Source organism: Rhizobium sp. NZLR8 (assembly GCF_019685025.1).
Taxonomy (GTDB): domain Bacteria; phylum Pseudomonadota; class Alphaproteobacteria; order Rhizobiales; family Rhizobiaceae; genus Rhizobium.
The window spans coordinates 1-17,649 of record NZ_JABDVY010000023.1 but is presented as its reverse complement, the minus strand read 5'-3'; the positions used below and the strand labels follow the sequence as shown (position 1 = coordinate 17,649).

General features: G+C 63.0%; 11 protein-coding genes. 8 read left to right on the top strand and 3 right to left on the bottom strand.

Going from position 1 to position 17,649, the window contains the following annotated elements:
• Nucleotides 1-199: 199 nt before the first annotated feature.
• Nucleotides 200-1,486 (bottom strand): N-acetylmuramoyl-L-alanine amidase, encoded by a 1,287-nt coding sequence (locus HJB89_RS31290; protein WP_221131558.1) that lies wholly within the window; start codon nucleotides 1,484-1,486, stop codon nucleotides 200-202.
• Nucleotides 1,487-2,109: 623 nt separating this feature from the next.
• Between HJB89_RS31290 and HJB89_RS31285 the strand changes: the two genes are divergently transcribed.
• On the top strand, nucleotides 2,110-4,989 hold the full coding sequence (locus HJB89_RS31285; protein ID WP_207583825.1) for a ribonuclease E/G: 2,880 nt from the start codon (nucleotides 2,110-2,112) through the stop codon (nucleotides 4,987-4,989).
• A gap of 138 nt (nucleotides 4,990-5,127) precedes the next feature.
• Nucleotides 5,128-5,337 (top strand): type II toxin-antitoxin system VapB family antitoxin, encoded by a 210-nt coding sequence (locus HJB89_RS31280; RefSeq protein WP_207583824.1) that lies wholly within the window; start codon nucleotides 5,128-5,130, stop codon nucleotides 5,335-5,337.
• A 323-nt stretch (nucleotides 5,338-5,660) separates the two neighbouring features.
• Here the strand turns inward: HJB89_RS31280 and HJB89_RS31275 are convergent, their stop codons facing one another.
• Entirely contained in the window at nucleotides 5,661-7,319 is a 1,659-nt protein-coding gene (locus HJB89_RS31275) for an acyl-CoA dehydrogenase family protein (RefSeq protein WP_207583823.1), read from the bottom strand.
• 179 nt (nucleotides 7,320-7,498) lie between these two features.
• On the opposite strand from HJB89_RS31275, the gene HJB89_RS31270 reads away from it, so the two are divergent.
• From HJB89_RS31270 to rnr, 6 genes are all read left to right on the top strand, one after another.
• Nucleotides 7,499-8,455, top strand: coding sequence for an aspartate carbamoyltransferase catalytic subunit (locus HJB89_RS31270; protein WP_207583822.1), 957 nt, complete (start codon nucleotides 7,499-7,501; stop codon nucleotides 8,453-8,455).
• A complete protein-coding gene (locus HJB89_RS31265) occupies nucleotides 8,452-9,741 on the top strand; it encodes a dihydroorotase (RefSeq protein ID WP_221116268.1) in 1,290 nt (429 codons plus the stop codon). The genes HJB89_RS31270 and HJB89_RS31265 overlap by 4 nt, the downstream gene beginning before the upstream one ends.
• 62 nt (nucleotides 9,742-9,803) lie before the next feature.
• Entirely contained in the window at nucleotides 9,804-10,424 is a 621-nt protein-coding gene (gene plsY / locus HJB89_RS31260; protein WP_221150947.1) for a glycerol-3-phosphate 1-O-acyltransferase PlsY, read from the top strand.
• Nucleotides 10,424-11,566 carry a DNA-processing protein DprA gene (dprA, locus tag HJB89_RS31255; RefSeq protein ID WP_221139898.1) on the top strand — a complete coding sequence of 381 codons (1,143 nt, stop codon included), beginning with the start codon at nucleotides 10,424-10,426 and terminating at the stop codon, nucleotides 11,564-11,566. The genes plsY and dprA overlap by 1 nt, the downstream gene beginning before the upstream one ends.
• Before the next feature lie 246 nt (nucleotides 11,567-11,812).
• Entirely contained in the window at nucleotides 11,813-14,467 is a 2,655-nt protein-coding gene (gene topA, locus HJB89_RS31250; RefSeq protein WP_207583818.1) for a type I DNA topoisomerase, read from the top strand.
• 1 nt (nucleotide 14,468) lies between these two features.
• Nucleotides 14,469-16,841, top strand: a complete 2,373-nt coding sequence (gene rnr / locus HJB89_RS31245; protein ID WP_221131553.1) for a ribonuclease R — start codon at nucleotides 14,469-14,471, stop codon at nucleotides 16,839-16,841.
• A gap of 132 nt (nucleotides 16,842-16,973) precedes the next feature.
• On the opposite strand, the gene HJB89_RS31240 is transcribed toward rnr, so the two are convergent.
• The gene (locus HJB89_RS31240) at nucleotides 16,974-17,237 is read right to left on the bottom strand and encodes a hypothetical protein (RefSeq protein ID WP_207583816.1); all 264 of its coding nucleotides are present in this window, start codon (nucleotides 17,235-17,237) and stop codon (nucleotides 16,974-16,976) included.
• Nucleotides 17,238-17,649: the final 412 nt, after the last annotated feature.

The following is a 17,649-nucleotide window of genomic DNA, read 5'->3' as shown; positions in this document are numbered from 1 at the left end:
GTGAGGAAAATAGGGCTCTCGCCGCCGCATTCGCCGCTGCGGGCGCGTTTCACTAGGACTGTCACATCCAAGCAACGCCCGTTCCCGCCGCCAAGCTGAGCCATCCTGCTCAGAATTCGATTCATGCAACGCAGTTTAAGTCTTTGTTTTCATGGATACGGCCGTCCCGCAACCGCAACTGAATTTCGGGCAAAAAGCGTTAGCCGCCATTCGCCATCACGCCGGCGCGGTATCGCTTCACCGCCTCGGTCAAAAGCCCGACGATCTTGCCGCGCCAGGTGTCGTCGAGCAGCAGTTTCTCGTCCTCGGCATTCGAGAGAAAGCCGAGTTCGAGAAGGATCGACGGCACGTCAGGGGCCTGTAGCACGCGGAAACCGGCATGACGGTGGGGATTGTTGATGGTGCCGACCTGATCCTTGAAAGAATTCAGCACGCTTTCGGCCAGCGAGATCGAGAAGGCCTGGGTTTCGCGCCGTGTCAGATCGAGCAGGATATCGGCGACCTCGGGCGGCTCGGCGACCGTTTCCTTGCCGGCGATCTGGTCGGAGAGGTTTTCACGTTCGGCAAGGTCGGCGGCGAGTTTGTCGGATGCCTTGTCGGAGATCGTGTAGACGGTGGCGCCACGGATATCCTTCTGCTTCAGCGTGTCGGCATGCAGCGAAATGAACAGCCCGGCATGGTTCTGGCGGGCGATCAGTACACGCTGCGACAGCGACAGGAACTCGTCGTCCTCGCGCGTCAGGAAAGCCTTGATGCCCGGCTCCTTGTTCAGGAGGTCGGTCAAGGCCTTGGCGAAGGCAAGCGTCACCTGCTTTTCCTCGGTCTTGGTGTCGACGCCGATCGCGCCGGTGTCGATGCCGCCATGGCCGGCGTCGACGGCGATGACGAAATCGCCGGGCGCGGCTTTCTCAGGCGCCGGAATGGCGCTGGTCGTCTGCGCCGCTTCGCTCCCATCGTTCGAGGCCCGATCGCTCCAGGCCCGATCGCTCCACGATTGCGTCTTCACCAGTTCGGCGAAGGCCTGCTTATCGATCATCTCGGCATCGAGCACGAGACGATGACCCTTGCCGGCCTCGTCGGCCTGCACCTTGGCGAGCGCCAGCTTCACCGGCCCTGCCGTCGTCAGAACGATGCGGGCGCTCTCCTCGTCCATCTTGCCGTAACGGATATCCTTGAACAGGCCGCGGGCAGCGAGATCCTTGGCCGGAAAACCGAAGGCGGTCGCCGGCAGGTCGATGACGATGCGCTCCGGATTGGCGATATAGTGGACGGAGAAGCGCGGTTCGCGATCGAAATCGATGACGATGCGGGTTCTTGCGTCGTCGCCGACGATACGCGCGCCATAGGCAAGCAGCGGATCCCTGGCCTCGACGGAACCAACAACGGCCGGCAGGAAACCAACCGCCAGAAGCGCCGTCAGAACCAACCTTGCGAATATCGATCGCCGCACTGGGGATTTCGCCGCGATCCGAGCCCTCTTAAACAATGAACCGCCACACCCTATCTGTACTGCGATGGAGCCGACGCGGCCGCGTCGAACGTCGCTAGACGAAACACCCGTTGCGGCCCGCCGAATCGCGATCACTTTATCCCCAACTTCTATGCGTTACGAAATCCATCAATATTATGGCACATTTGGCTTTTCCCTTGCTATTGTGACACGGAAAACCTACAACGAATTTTAGGGTAAAGTGTTGACGGGATAGAGTCGCCGCAGAGGCTGCCAGCCAGATCAGGACCTGGCGCCACACCGGTCATCGTCCGCCGTCTCATGCGCTTCATCCTTAGAACTGGATCCTGATTTTCCGGCTCATTGTCGGAATTCATTGGTGGATCAGCCACCACGCTCTCAGGGAGCAAACTCATCGGACCCGAATGGGTCTTCGTATTTGTCGATCACGCTTGGTTGTTGATGGTTTCGCAGCAGGTTTTATCTGAAGTGTACAGGCCCCGGACCGAAATGGTTCCGGCTGCGGTCTGGCTGCTGCCCTCCCCCTCGCATCAGGCGCGACTTTCATTATCCGGCGCGGCCACTGCGGACCGCATTCTTTCTGTTTCAACAGCAGTCGGGAATGCGCTCTCGCGGCCACGCCGAGGAGCACAGCTTACATGGCAGACAAAATGCTTATCGATGCGTCTCACGAGGAAGAGACGCGCGTCGTTGTCGTTCGCGGGAACCGCATAGAAGAATTTGACTTCGAGTCTCAGCACAAGAAGCAGATCCGCGGCAACATCTATCTTGCAAAGGTAACGAGGGTCGAGCCCTCGCTGCAAGCAGCCTTCGTCGATTACGGCGGCAACCGGCACGGCTTCCTGGCCTTCGCCGAAATCCATCCCGACTATTATCAGATACCGCTCGCCGACCGTCAGGCGCTGCTTCGGGCCGAAGCCGAGGAGCATCGCCGCGACGAAGATGTCGAGCATGTCGAAACCGCGCCGATGGTCGATCTTTCGACCCAGGACCAGCCGGATGTCGGCATCGTGCCGGAGGCGCCGGAAACGGCTGCCGTAACCGACGAGCCGGCAGCGGTGGAGGCCGCGGCATCGCCCGAGGCCGCCGAGGAAGCTCCGGCCAAGAAGGCCAGGCCGCGCCGCAGCCGCAAGAAGGTGACCGAACCGGCTGCTGAGACAACCGCCACCGAGGACGCCGTTCCCACGGACGTCGAAGCCGAAGGCGCTTCGAGCGTCGATAACGAGGATGACGGTTCGACCGGCGGCGCGATGGCGGCCATGGTGGAAACCGACTCGATCTCCGAGGACGTCGATAGCGGCAAGCGTCGCCACGATGATGACGACGACGATGACGATCATGGCGAAGAGGAAATCATCGAATCCGTCGGCGCCGAAGACGCGATGGAAGAAGTGCCGGAACGGGTGCAGCGCAAGCCGCGCAAGCAGTACCGCATCCAGGAAGTCATCAAGCGCCGCCAGATCCTGCTCGTGCAGGTCGCCAAGGAAGAGCGCGGCAACAAGGGTGCAGCCCTTACTACCTATCTCTCGCTCGCCGGCCGCTATTCCGTGCTGATGCCGAACACGGCGCGCGGCGGCGGCATTTCCCGCAAGATCACCAACCCTGCCGACCGCAAGCGCCTGAAGGAAATCGCGCGCATGCTCGAAGTGCCGCAGGGTATGGGCGTCATCCTTCGCACCGCCGGCGCCAACCGCACCAAGGTCGAGGTCAAGCGCGACTTCGAATATCTGATGCGCCTCTGGGAGAACGTCCGCACACTGACGCTGGCGTCCACGGCTCCCTGCCTCGTCTACGAGGAAGGTTCGCTGATCAAGCGCTCGATCCGCGACCTTTACAACAAGGATATCAGTGAAGTCATCGTCTCCGGCGAAGAAGGCTATCGTGAAGCGAAAGACTTCATGAAGATGCTGATGCCGAGCCATGCCAAGGTGGTTCAGCCCTACCGCGACATCCATCCGATCTTCTCGCGTTCCGGTATCGAAGCGCAGCTCGACCGCATGCTGCAGCCGCAGGTGACCCTGAAGTCCGGCGGCTACCTGATCATGAACCAGACCGAAGCGCTGGTCTCGATCGACGTCAACTCCGGCCGCTCGACCCGCGAACACTCGATCGAAGATACCGCGCTGCAGACGAACCTCGAGGCTGCCGACGAAGTCGCTCGCCAGCTTCGCCTGCGCGACCTTGCCGGCCTGATCGTCATCGACTTCATCGACATGGAAGAGAAGCGCAACAACCGCGCTGTCGAGAAGAAGCTGAAGGAATGCCTGAAGAACGACCGCGCCCGCATTCAGGTCGGACGGATCTCGCATTTCGGCCTGCTCGAAATGTCGCGCCAGCGCATCCGCGCGTCGGTTCTCGAATCGACCACGCAGGTCTGCTCGCATTGCGGCGGCAGCGGCCATGTGCGTTCGCAGTCCTCCGTCGCCCTGCATGTCCTGCGCGGTATCGAGGAATATCTGCTGAAGAATACCACGCACAATATCAGCGTGCGCACCACGCCTGACATTGCGCTCTACCTGCTCAACCACAAGCGCCAGACGATCATCGATTACGAAAACCGTTTCGGCGTCGCTATCGTCATCGATGCGGACGGTTCGGTCGGCGCCCAGCATTTCGCGATCGATCGCGGCGATCCGGTGGAAAACCCGGTCAAAATCGAAACGCTCTTCAACTTCGCAGCCATTCCTGAAGATGACGACGACGACATCGTCATCGAAGTGGATGAGGACGAAGACGAAGAGCTCGAGGAAAAGCCGGCCGCTGCCGAGCGACCCGTCGCAGCACGCTCGGAAGGCGAAGCTGACGGCAATCGCAAGCGCAAGCGCCGCCGGCGTCGGCGTGGCCGCAACGGCAATGCCGAGCATCCGACGTCTGCCGCTGGCGAAGCCGGCGACGAAGATGAGGACGGTGACGACGAGGGCGGTGAAGGCGTTGAAACCGCCGAATCCACGTCCGAGACGCTGGCTGAAAGCGAGGAATCGCAGCGCCGCAAGCGGCGCCGTCGCGGCAAGCGTGGCGGTCGCCGCAATCGGGCCGAGGATGGCTCCGAACTGACGGCCAGCGAAGCTGGTGAGGACAATGGCGAGGACGAAGGCGACGACGTTTCGAACGACAGCGCTCCGAGCGAAGTCGTCGCCGAAACTATCGAAGCAGTTGCCGATGCCGGCGAAGGCCAGGCCGCGATGGCAGCCGTCGAAAGCGCACCTGTGATAGCCGAGGATGTAAAGCCCGCCCGCAGCCGCGGCCGCCGCAAACCGGCCGCAGTGCCGGTCGAGGAACCGGTGGCAGAGACGGCACCTGCGGCCGAGGCCGAACCGGAGTTGGTTGAAGCCACCGCCGATCTCGGAACACCCGTTCAGGAAGAGGTCAAGGAAGAGGCAAAGCCGGTTCGCGCCAACCGCGAATCCAATATCACCTCCTCCGAACCGACTGTGAAATCCACCCGCGTCGAGAATGGCGAAGCTGACGACGGCAAGCCGAAGAAGGCCGGCTGGTGGCAGCGCCGTGGCTTCTTTTGAACGCTGATTTTCGGACGTAAATGATCAATCCGGCCGCGGCGACGCGGCCGGATTTTTGTTTGTGGCGATGCTTCTTCAGCAAGTCGAACCCTGAGGGCTGGGCGTGTACCTTCACCCATTGGCACACTCGAGGTGGTCATGCGGACGACGATCGATATCGATGATGGCTTGCTCGACGCAGCAATGATCGTCACGGGATTGGCGACAAAAGAGGCCGCCGTCGAACAGGCTTTACGAAGCCTGATCGAGAGGCGCCGCCGGAAAAATGCGAACACAGACCTCGCAGGGATAGGCTGGGAAGGCGACATGGAAGAGATACGTTGCGACCAGCCGAACGGAAGACGGTGATTGTCGTCCACAGTTCGGTCTTGGATCGTGCGTCTGCGCGGGATAAGTGCGGCCAACCCGGTCCGGGAGATCGCCGATGCCGGCCCCTCATCCGCCTGCCGGCACCGACCGGGGTCGAGCCACGGGTCTCGACCCGTCCTGCGGCCCCCCGTAAACGGGGCGAAGGGACATGCCGCGCCCTCTCCGTTCCCACCTCGCTCTTGCAAGGCACGTGCCCTCGCCCCGTTTACGGGGAGAGGGTTATGGTGAGGGGCAGCCGTCGGCGCGAATCGCTTCGATATCGCTGCTCGATGCCGGCGAAGAGCGATCATCGTCCGCTACGGTCAGGCCGCCGGCGGATAGAGCAGATCGACGATGTAGCTGGCGTCGAAGCGAGAATCGAGCATGCCGTAGGTGGAGCGCCAGCCGCCGGCAAGGCGCGTCTCGATGAAGGCATCGGCAATGCGCCCTGCCCCGAGCCGATAGAGTTCGGCGGCACCGGCGGCGAGCGCCAGCTGCTCGACGAGCAAGCGCGCGGCGCCCTCATCCTGTTCACAGAGCGCGACAGCGGCGCGTAGCACGTCGATCGTCTTCTTGCCGGCCGGGCCGAGATCGCGGGCAAGGCCGGCGAACACCGTTTCGAACAGATCCTTGCCACGGTTGAGCACGCGCAGCACGTCGAGCGCCATGACGTTGCCGGAGCCTTCCCAGATGGCGTTGACCGGAGCCTCGCGGTAGTGGCGGGCGATCGGGCGTTCTTCGATATAGCCGTTGCCACCGATGCATTCCATCGCCTCGTAGATCAGCGCCGGCGCGATCTTGCAGCACCAGTATTTGGCGACCGGCGTCATGACGCGGGCATAGGCCGCTTGCTCGGCATTGCCGCGCGCCTTGTCGAAGGCATCGGCAAGACGGAAGGACAGTGCCGTCGCGGCGGCGACATCGAGCGCCATGTCGGCCAGTACGCGCGTCATGATCGGCTGGTTGACGAGCATCTTGCCGAAGACGCTGCGGCCGCGGGTGTGGTGTACGGCTTCGGCCAGTGAGGCGCGCATCATGCCGGATGAGGCCAGCGCGCAGTCGAGCCGCGTCAGTGTCACCATGTCGAGAATGGTGCGGATGCCGGCATCCGGGCCGCCGAGCAGGAAACCGAACGTGTCGGTGAACTCCACTTCGGCAGAGGCGTTTGAGCGGTTGCCGACCTTGTCCTTCAGCCGCTGGAACTGCAGGCCGTTGGCGGAACCGTCCTCCAGCAGGCGCGGCACGAGGAAGCAGCCCATGCCCTCCTTCGTCTGCGCCAGCATGATGAAGGCATCGCTCATCGGAGCCGACATGAACCATTTATGGCCGGACAGCCGGTAGATGCCCTCGCTGACCTTTTCGGCAGCGCTGCGGTTGGCGCGCACATCCGTGCCGCCCTGCTTTTCCGTCATGCCCATGCCGATGGTCACGGCAGACTTCTGCATGGCGGGCTTGTTCGACGAATCATATTTGCGCGAGAGGATTTTGGGGGCCCAATCCTTCTGTATTGCCGGCGAGGCCGAGAGCGCGGCGACCGAGGCGCTGGTCATCGTCAGCGGGCAGAGATGGCCGGATTCCAGCTGCGACGACAGATAGAAGCGGGCGGCGCGAACCTTGTGGGCCTCATCCTTGGCTTCGCTATCGGCCTGCGGATCCCAGACCGAGGAATGCAGGCCGACCGACATGGAGCGGCGCATCAACGCGTGCCAGGCAGGATGGAACTCGACGACGTCGAGGCGCTCGCCGCGCGGACCGTGGGTACGCAGCTGCGGCGGACCCTGGTTCGCCATGCGCGCCAGCTCCTGCGCCTCCGGCGAGGTGACGTAGCGGCCCATGTTTTCCAGGTCTTCGCGGATGCCGCGCGGCAGGGCTGCCGTCAGATCGACGATCAGCGGATCGGACCGATAGGCGTTGATGCCGGACCACAGGCTCGGCTGATTGAGTTCTGCGAGTTTTTCTTCAGTCCGGTTGGCGGAGGTCATAATTCGCTTCTAGTGTAAGAGCCCGGCAAAGGGAAACCGGAAGTTATGATTCGGTTCATTCTGCTCTATCGGAATTTTGGCGAAAATGCATGGGGACATAAGCCTTTGCCCACAGCGCATGCTTGCCCCGGCGGGCAGCACTCTTTATAGACCCGCCAGAGACAGCAAGAGGCAGGGTCATGGTCTTTTTTCCCCACCGCCACCTCATCGGCATCAAGGGCCTCACCGAGCAGGATATCACCTATCTGCTCGACAAGGCCGACGAGGCCGTCAAGATCAGCCGCCAGCGAGAGAAGAAGACGTCGACGTTGCGCGGGCTGACACAGATCAACCTGTTCTTCGAAGCATCGACCCGCACGCAGGCCTCCTTCGAGCTGGCCGGCAAGCGGCTCGGCGCCGACGTCATGAACATGTCGGTCGGCAACTCCTCGGTGAAGAAGGGCGAAACGCTGATCGACACGGCGATGACGCTGAATGCGATGCGCCCCGACGTGCTTGTTATTCGCCATTCGAGCGCCGGTGCTGCCGCCCTTCTCGCCCAGAAGGTCTCCTGCTCCGTCGTCAATGCCGGCGACGGGCAGCACGAACATCCGACCCAGGCGCTGCTCGACGCGCTGACGATCCGCCGCGCCAAGGGCAAGCTCTCGCGCATCATCGTGGCGATCTGCGGCGACGTGCTGCATTCGCGGGTGGCGCGCTCCAATATCCTGCTGCTCAATGCGATGGGCGCCCGCGTGCGCGTCGTCGCGCCCGCGACCCTGCTGCCCGCCGGCATCGCCGAGATGGGCGTCGAGGTCTTCCATTCGATGAAGGAAGGGCTGAAGGACGCCGACGTGGTGATGATGCTGCGGCTGCAGCGCGAACGCATGTCCGGCGCCTTTGTGCCTTCGGTGCGCGAATACTATCATTTCTACGGGCTCGACGCCGAAACGCTGAAGTCGGCGAAGGAGGATGCGCTGGTCATGCATCCCGGTCCGATGAACCGCGGCGTCGAGATCGCCTCCGAGGTGGCGGACGGGCCGCAGAGCGTGATCGCCGAACAGGTGGAAATGGGGGTCGCGGTGCGCATGGCGGTGATGGAGACGCTGCTCGTCTCGCAGAACCAGGGTCCCCGAAGCGATGGAATGATGGCATGAGCAACCCGATCGTCCTCAAAAACGTCCGCATCATCGATCCGTCGCGCAATCTTGACGACGTTGGCACGATCATCGTCGAAAACGGTGTGATCATTGCTGCCGGTTCCGCGGCACAGAACCAGGGCGCGCCGGAAGGTGCGACCATCCGCGACTGCGCCGGCCTTGTCGCGGCCCCCGGTCTCGTCGATGCGCGCGTCCATATCGGCGAACCCGGCGGCGAACATCGCGAGACCATCGCCTCGGCAAGTCGGGCGGCAGCAGCCGGCGGCGTCACCTCGATCATCATGATGCCGGACACCGATCCTGTCATCGACGACATTGCGCTCGTCGAATTCGTCAAGAAGACGGCCCGCGATACCGCCGCCGTCAACGTCTATCCGGCAGCCGCTATCACCAAGGGCCTTGCCGGCGCGGAGATGACGGAGATCGGCCTGTTGATGCAGGCGGGCGCCGTCGCCTTCACCGATGCCCATTCGAGCGTGCACGACACGCAGGTGCTGCGCCGGATCATGACCTATGCGCGTGAATTCGGCGCCGTCATCTCCTGCGAAACCCGCGACAAATATCTCGGCGCGAACGGCGTCATGCATGAAGGGCTTTTCGCCAGCTGGCTCGGGCTCTCCGGCATTCCAAGGGAAGCCGAACTGATCCCGCTCGAACGCGATCTCAGGATCGCAGAACTGACGCGCGGCCACTATCACGCCGCGATGATCTCGGTGCCGGCCTCGGTCGAGGCTATCGAACGCGCCCGCAGCCGCGGCGCCAAGGTGACCTCAGGCATATCGATCAACAATCTGGCGCTCAACGAAAACGACATCGGCGAATACCGCAGCTTCTTCAAGCTCTATCCGCCGCTGCGCCCGGAAGACGACCGGGTCGCCATGGTCGAGGCGCTTGCGAACGGCGCGATCGACATCATCGTCTCCTCGCACGACCCGCAGGACGTCGATACGAAGCGCCTGCCCTTCGGCGAGGCGGCGGACGGCGCGATCGGCCTTGAAACCATGCTGGCGGCGGCTCTCAGGCTCCACCATGGCGGTCAGGTGAGCCTGATGCGCCTGATCGACGCCATGTCCACCCGCCCCGCACAAATCTTCGGCCTCGCCGCCGGCACGCTGAAACCGGGTGCTGCGGCCGATATCGCGCTGATCGATCTCGATGAGCCTTGGCTTGTCGCCAAAGACATGCTTCTCTCCCGCTCGAAGAATACGCCGTTCGAAGATGCGCGCTTCAGCGGGCGGGCCGTCGCGACTTATGTCTCGGGAAAGCTTGTCCACGCACTTTAAGAACCGGCTGGACTTAAGAAACGGCATACTGGGGATAGGCCACGGAGGGGCTGAGGCGGCGTATGTTATCCAATCTCATGTCATGGCAGATTACGCTGCCGATCGCGCTTGCCGCCGCCATCATCGGCTACCTCTTCGGCTCGATTCCCTTCGGCCTGATCCTCACGCGTGCCGCCGGCCTCGGCGACGTGCGCAGCATTGGCTCCGGCAATATCGGCGCGACCAACGTGCTGAGAACAGGAAACCGCAAGCTCGCGGCTGCGACACTGCTGCTCGATGCGCTGAAGGCGGCGGCAGCGGCCTGGGTTGTCGGTTATTTCCTCGGCGAGGAGGCGGCGATCATCGCCGGCTTTTTCGCCTTCATCGGCCATCTCTTCCCGGTCTGGATCGCCTTCAAGGGCGGCAAGGGTGTCGCCACCTATATCGGCACCCTGCTCGGCGTCGCGCCGATCATGGTCGTGCTCTTCGCCGCCGTCTGGCTGGCGGTCGCCTTCACCAGCCGCTACTCGTCGCTATCGGCGCTGGTTGCCATGCTTGTCATTCCGGTTGCGCTATGGATACTGGGTAACGAAAAGGTTGCTGCTGTCATGGCGATCATGACGCTGATCTCCTACTGGAAGCACAGGGCCAATATTTCCCGCCTGATGCACGGCACGGAAAGCAAGATCGGAGCAAAGGGATAATGGATGCGCCGGGCGCGGGATCAAAAGGCGTGGCGCTGAGCGAACGGCAACGCATCGCCTGGCTGCGCCTCATCCGTTCCGACAATATCGGCCCGGCCACCTTTCGCGACCTGATCAATCATTTCGGATCGGCCGAGGCAGCGCTCGCAGCACTGCCGGAGCTTTCGGCGCGCGGCGGCGCGACGCGGGCAATCCGCATCGCCAGCGAGGCTGAGGCACATCGGGAACTGGAGGCGGCTCGCCGTTTCGGCGCCCGCTTCGTCGGCATCGGCGAGCCGGACTATCCGCAGGCCCTGAAGCAGATCGACGGCGCGCCACCGCTGCTTGCCGTCAAGGGCGCTCTTACCGCCGCCAAACGACCGGCCGTCGGCATTGTCGGCTCGCGCAACGCCTCGATCGCCGGCGCGAAATTCGCGGCGATGGTGGCGCGCGACTGCGGCCGGGCCGGTTATACCGTGGTCTCCGGCCTGGCCCGCGGCATCGACACGGCAGCGCATCGGGCAAGCCTCGACACGGGCACGATCGCAGCGCTTGCCGGCGGTCTCGACCAGCCTTACCCACCGGAGAATATCGGCCTGCTCGAGGAAATAACCGGTGGCAACGGCCTGGCGGTGAGCGAGATGCCCTTCGGCTGGGAACCGCGCGCCCGCGATTTCCCGCGCCGAAACCGGCTGATCGCCGGCATCGCGCTCGGCCTTGTGGTCGTCGAAGCGGCAACGCGCTCAGGCTCGCTGATCACCGCACGGCTTGCCGGCGAGTTCGGCCGCCTGGTGTTTGCCGTGCCCGGCTCACCGCTCGATCCGCGCTGCCACGGCAGCAACGGCCTGCTGAAGGACGGCGCTTCGATCGTCACCACACCTGCCGATGTCGTCGAGGCTTTGGCGCCGCTTACGCAATTCGAGCTGTTCCCGTCATCGATGGCCGAGCAACCGGCACGTGACGGCAAGGCGATGACGATGCCGCCCGGCGATTCAGACCGGGCTCGCATCATCGATGCGCTCGGACCAACCCCGGTCGAGATCGACGACGTCATCCGCCATACCGGTCTGTCAGCATCCGCGGTCTATCTCATCCTTCTGGAGCTCGACATCTCAAGCAGGCTGCATCGGCATCAGGGCGGTCTCGTCTCGCTTGCCGATTGAATTTCGCGCGATATCTCGGCGCGGCGCTGAGAATGGCGAACCATGCCGAAAATGATCGGCAACCTATCTCAAGGTGTATTTTTCCGACGATCCTCTTTCGGCTGCAACAGACGCAAGACGTAAAATTGTACCAAACCCCTTGACCGCGGCGATTTCCCTGTCCATGTCGGAGGGCCGGGCATCCATGTTGCGGTGTGTGTTGCGCTGGCTTCAATGCTGGCGTCGTTTCCTTTTTAGAGAATCATCATGAATGTTGTAGTGGTGGAATCGCCTGCCAAGGCCAAGACGATCAACAAGTATCTGGGTCCGGGATACAAAGTGCTCGCCTCCTTCGGCCATGTGCGCGATCTGCCTGCCAAGGATGGCTCGGTCCTCCCCGATCAGGATTTCGAAATGCTTTGGGAGGTCGATAGCGCCTCGGCCAAGCGGATGAAGGACATTGCCGACGCGGTGAAATCCTCCGACGGCCTTTTTCTCGCGACCGACCCGGATCGCGAAGGCGAAGCGATTTCCTGGCACGTTCTCGACATGCTGAACAAGAAGCGCGTGCTGAACGGCAAGCCGGTCAAGCGCGTCGTCTTCAACGCCATCACCAAGAAGGCGGTGCTCGACGCGATGGCCGATCCGCGCGACATCGACGTGCCGCTGGTCGACGCCTATCTCGCGCGCCGCGCACTCGACTATCTCGTCGGCTTCAATCTTTCGCCGGTCCTGTGGCGCAAGCTGCCCGGCGCACGTTCGGCCGGCCGTGTCCAGTCTGTGTCACTTCGCTTGGTCTGCGACCGCGAATCCGAGATCGAGCGCTTCATTTCGGAAGAATACTGGAACATCTCGGCGCTTCTGAAGACACCGCGCGGCGACGAGTTCGAGGCAAGGCTGGTTTCGGCGAACGGCAAACGGCTGCAGCCGCGCGCGATCGGCAACGGCGAGGATGCAGGCCGGCTGAAGGCGTTGCTCGACGGTGCGAGCTATGTCGTCGACACGGTCGAGGCCAAGCCGGTCAAGCGCAACCCGGGACCGCCGTTTACGACCTCGACGCTGCAGCAGGCCGCTTCCTCCAATCTCGGCTTCTCCGCCTCGCGCACCATGCAGATCGCTCAGAAGCTTTATGAGGGCGTCGATATCGGCGGCGAGACGGTCGGTCTGATCACATATATGCGAACCGACGGCGTGCAGATGGCACCGGAAGCGATCGATGCGGCGCGCAGCGCCATCGTCGACCAGTTCGGCGAGCGCTACATGCCTGAGAAGCCGCGCTTCTATTCCACCAAGGCCAAGAACGCCCAGGAAGCGCATGAGGCGATCCGTCCGACCGATTTCTACCGGTCACCCGACCGCGTGCGCCAATTCCTCGATGCCGACCAGATCCGGCTCTACGACCTGATCTGGAAGCGCGGCATCGCCAGCCAGATGGCCTCGGCCGAGATCGAACGCACGACGGCTGAAATCACCGCCGACAACAAGGGCGAGAAGGCCGGCCTGCGCGCCGTCGGTTCGGTCATCCGCTTCGATGGTTTCATCGCCGCCTATACCGACCAGAAGGAAGACGGCGAACAGAGCGACGACGGCGATGAGGATGGCCGCCTGCCGGAGATCAATGCGCGCGAGACGCTCGCCAAGCAGAAGATCAATTCGACCCAGCATTTCACCGAGCCGCCGCCGCGCTACTCGGAAGCTTCGCTGATCAAGAAGATGGAAGAGCTCGGCATCGGCCGCCCGTCCACCTATGCGGCGACGCTGGCGACATTGCGCGATCGCGACTATGTGACGATCGACAAGCGCAAGCTGATCCCGCAGGCCAAGGGCCGGCTGGTGACGGCTTTCCTCGAAAGCTTCTTTACCAAATATGTCGAATACGACTTCACCGCCGATCTCGAGGAAAAGCTCGACCGGATTTCCGCCGGCGAGCTGAACTGGAAGCAGGTGCTGCGCGATTTCTGGAAGGATTTCTTCGCGCAGATCGAAGACACCAAGGAATTGCGCGTCACCAATGTGCTGGATTCGCTGAACGAGTCGCTGGCACCCCTGGTCTTCCCGAAAAGGGAGGACGGCAGCGATCCCAGGATCTGTCAGGTCTGCGGCACCGGCAACCTGTCGCTGAAGCTCGGCAAATATGGCGCCTTCGTCGGCTGCTCGAACTATCCGGAATGCAACTACACCCGCCAGCTCTCTTCTGAAAACGGCGGGGAAGCGGATGGTGCCGGATTGAACGAGCCGAAGAACCTCGGCACCGATCCGACGACCGGCGAGGAGCTGACGCTGCGTTCCGGCCGCTTCGGCCCCTATATTCAGCGCGGCGACGGCAAGGAAGCAAAGCGCGCTTCGCTGCCGAAGGGTTGGAAGCCCGAAGACATCGACTATGAAAAGGCGATGGCTCTGATTTCGCTGCCGCGCGATATCGGCAAACATCCGGAATCCGGCAAGATGATCTCGTCGGGCATCGGCCGCTATGGGCCGTTCCTGCTGCATGACGGCTCCTATGCCAACCTGGAAACCATCGAGGACGTGTTCTCAGTCGGCCTCAACCGCGCCGTGACTGTCATTGCCGAAAAGGCGAACCAGCCGCCAGGCCGGGGTTCGCGCGGTACGCCGGCGGCGTTGAAGACACTCGGCGACCATCCCGACGGCGGCGCGATCACCGTTCGCGACGGCAAGTACGGCCCTTACGTCAACTGGGGCAAGGTCAATGCCACCCTGCCGAAGGGCAAGGATCCGCAGGCGATCACCGTCGAGGAGGCGCTCGTGCTGATCGCCGAGAAGGCCGGCAAGGCGCCTGCTGGCAAAACCATCAAGGCGAAAGCCAAGCCGAAGGCGGCGGCCGCCGAAGCCAAGACCACCAAGACGGCGGCCAAGCCGAAGACAACAAAGGCGAAGGCGCCCGCGAAATCGAAAAAGAGCTGACGTGAGCAGAATACCGCGCGACAGAACGAACCCTGCGGGAACGCGCCCTGGCAAGATCGGTCGTGCCGGCAAGGATGCTTCCGCGGTCGAGCCGCTGAACATCGTCCACGGCGCGCTGCCCTCGCGCGAGGTGATCCTGCGCTTCATCGCCGATCATCCGCAGAAGGCCTCCAAACGGGAACTCGCCAGGGCCTTCGGCCTGAAGGGCGACAACCGCGTCGAGCTCAAGCACCTTCTGCAGGAGCTTGAGCAGGAAGGCATGCTGCAGAAGAACCGCAAGTCGCTGATCCGTCCCGGCGCGCTGCCGCCGGTCACTGTCCTCGATATCACCACGCGCGACAAGGATGGCGATCTGATCGGCCGGCCGGCGGAATGGCCGGAAGACCAGGGTGTCGCACCTGCCGTCGCCATCCGCCAACAATCGCCTGCTGGCCGCCAGGGCAAGGGCAAGGCGCCCGTCGCCGGTCTCGGCGACCGCATCCTGGCGAAGATCTTCCCGGCCGTCGATCGCGGCGGGCCGGCCTATACGGCGCGGATCATCAAAGTGATCGACAAGCGCCGCGGCGCCTCGATGGGCGTTTTCCGCACGGCGCCTGGCGGCGGCGGCCGGCTGCTGCCGATCGAGCGGCGTGGCGAGGAGATGGTCATCGATCCAGACTTCACCGGCGGCGCCACGGACGGCGACCTGGTCGAAGTCGAAATCGCCCGCCTCGGCCGTCTCGGCCTGCCGCGCGCCAAGGTGCTTTCCGTCGTCGGCTCCGTCGGCTCGGAAAAGGCGATCTCGATGATCGCCATTCATGCGCATGGCATCCCGCATGTGTTCCCGCCAGCCGTCGTTGACGAGGCGGACGCAGCAAAACCCGCCACGATGTCGCATCGCGAGGATTGGCGCGACGTGCCGCTGATCACCATCGACCCGGCCGACGCCAAGGACCATGACGACGCCGTCTATGCCGAACTCGACCCCTCGCCCGACAATCCCGGCGGCGTCGTCGTCACCGTGGCGATTGCCGATGTCTCCTGGTATGTCCGCTCCAAGTCGGCGCTCGACCGCGAGGCGCTGAAACGCGGCAACTCTGTCTATTTCCCGGATCGGGTGGTGCCGATGCTGCCGGAGCGCATCTCCAACGATCTGTGTTCGCTGAAGGAAGGTGTCGACCGCCCGGCGCTTGCCGTGCGCATGAGCTTTTCCGGAGAAGGCCGCAAGATCGGCCACACCTTCTATCGCATCATGATGAAGAGCGCGGCCAAGCTGTCCTACCAGCAGGCGCAGGCGGCGATCGACGGCAAGCCGGACGATCAGACCGGACCGATGCTCGAGCCGATCCTGAAGCCCCTCTGGCACGCCTATGAGGTTATGAAGCGCGGACGCGACCGGCGCCAGCCGCTGGAACTCGACATGCCGGAGCGCAAGATCCAGCTGAAGCCCGACGGCACCGTCGACCGGGTCGTCGTGCCGCCGCGCCTTGAGGCGCACAAGCTGATCGAAGAGATGATGATCCAGGCGAACGTCTGCGCCGCCGAGACGCTGGAAAAGGCACGTCAGCCGCTGATCTACCGCATCCATGACGGCCCGACGCTTGCCAAGCAGGAAATCCTGCGCGAGTTCCTGGCGACGCTCGGCATCCCGCTTGCCAAGGGCGGCAACATGCGCGCCAACAACTTCAACGGCATCCTGGCGAAAGCGGACGGCACGCCGCACCAGACCATGGTCAGCGAGATGGTGCTGCGTTCGCAGAGCCAGGCGATCTACGGCCCGGAGAATATCGGCCACTTCGGCCTCAACCTGATGAAATACGCGCATTTCACCTCACCGATCCGCCGTTACGCCGATCTCATCGTGCATCGCGCCCTCGTCGGCTCGCTGGGCTTCGGTGAAGGGGGCATCACGCCCGAGGAAGAGGCGGCTCTCGACGATATCGCCGCCGAAATCTCGACCTTCGAGCGCCGCGCCATGGCGGCCGAGCGTGAGACGGTCGACCGGCTGATCGCCCACCATCTCAGCGGCCGCGTCGGCGAGGAGTTTGCCGGCCGCGTCTCGGGTGTGACGAAATCGGGGCTTTTTGTCGTTCTGCCGGACTATGGCGCCGACGGTTTCGTCCCCATATCGACGCTTGGAACCGATTATTTCATCTATGATGAGGCGCATCAGGCGCTCTCCGGTGAACGGACAGGGCTTGGCTATCGCCTTGGCGACAGCGTCACGGTGAAGCTTGCCGAAGCGATTCCGCTCGCCGGCGCGCTGCGTTTCGAAATGGTCAGCGAAGGGCGCGAAATGCCGACGGCGGTGCGCTCCTTCCACAAAGCGGGCCGCCGCGACAGGGGCCAGGTCCGCAAGAAGCCCGGAACGAGGCCGCCGCGCGGGCGGCATTAGTACCATTCCGCAAGAGATCCGCCGAGAAACATGAATCCCCATATACCCCGTTGAGACGACCACGGGCTTCAGGTTGGAGTAGCATGGGCGGAATGGTCAGAAGCCCCGTCAGCCGTCTACAATCAGTTCGGATCACGGCGAGGACTGCTTGAAACCGTTTTCGATGAGATTGCGCTTCAGGGTGGCCTTACGCGGATCGCCCAGGCGATGGCGATGCCGAATGCCCAAGCGGGACTCGATCATTTGATCGAAATCTTCTGCAATTTCTGGAACGGCCGTCGGTCGGTTGCATGATGCAATGGTGCTCGACGCCGAATTCGCGCAGGCATTGATCGAGCGAAACGAGCGCCGGCGGCAAACCATCGAAGTGCTGGTTGGGCGAATAACAAAGGGCAAGGCGTTTTCAATCAGCCAACGCGATGCTGTCGCATCTAATCTTTGCTTTTACGAGCTTCGCAATAGTTCGAATGCTGGGGGTGGGACGATCCCAAGAGGCGGTTGTCCTCCTGATCAAGGCTGCATGCAAGGATGCGATCGACCGAATCACATCGGAGGATTGAAATCCGCCAAACCTGTTGCAGTTGGGGGATGATCGATTGGCCCGTGCTGCTAGGGTGCGAATATTCCGCGACCGCGATCGCGCTACCGGCCGCGTCAGCTCTCAGTACCCACGACCACTAGCAGGCTGCTGAAAAACCCACTGGCTTTTGGGCTGGACACATGATTCCATCTTGCAAGTGATTTCGAGGGAATTTGGATGCGCGGCGGGGATGATCGGACGGGGTCGCTGTTTTCGTATGTCGACCTT

Coding starts and splice junctions, on each gene's coding strand:
- dprA (WP_221139898.1), top strand. CDS start 10,424: ATGGATGCGCCGGGCGCGGGATCAAAAGGCGTGGCGCTGAGCGAACGG.
- HJB89_RS31285 (WP_207583825.1), top strand. CDS start 2,110: ATGGCAGACAAAATGCTTATCGATGCGTCTCACGAGGAAGAGACGCGC.
- plsY (WP_221150947.1), top strand. CDS start 9,804: ATGTTATCCAATCTCATGTCATGGCAGATTACGCTGCCGATCGCGCTT.
- topA (WP_207583818.1), top strand. CDS start 11,813: ATGAATGTTGTAGTGGTGGAATCGCCTGCCAAGGCCAAGACGATCAAC.
- HJB89_RS31280 (WP_207583824.1), top strand. CDS start 5,128: ATGCGGACGACGATCGATATCGATGATGGCTTGCTCGACGCAGCAATG.
- HJB89_RS31275 (WP_207583823.1), bottom strand. CDS start 7,319: ATGACCTCCGCCAACCGGACTGAAGAAAAACTCGCAGAACTCAATCAG.
- HJB89_RS31265 (WP_221116268.1), top strand. CDS start 8,452: ATGAGCAACCCGATCGTCCTCAAAAACGTCCGCATCATCGATCCGTCG.
- HJB89_RS31270 (WP_207583822.1), top strand. CDS start 7,499: ATGGTCTTTTTTCCCCACCGCCACCTCATCGGCATCAAGGGCCTCACC.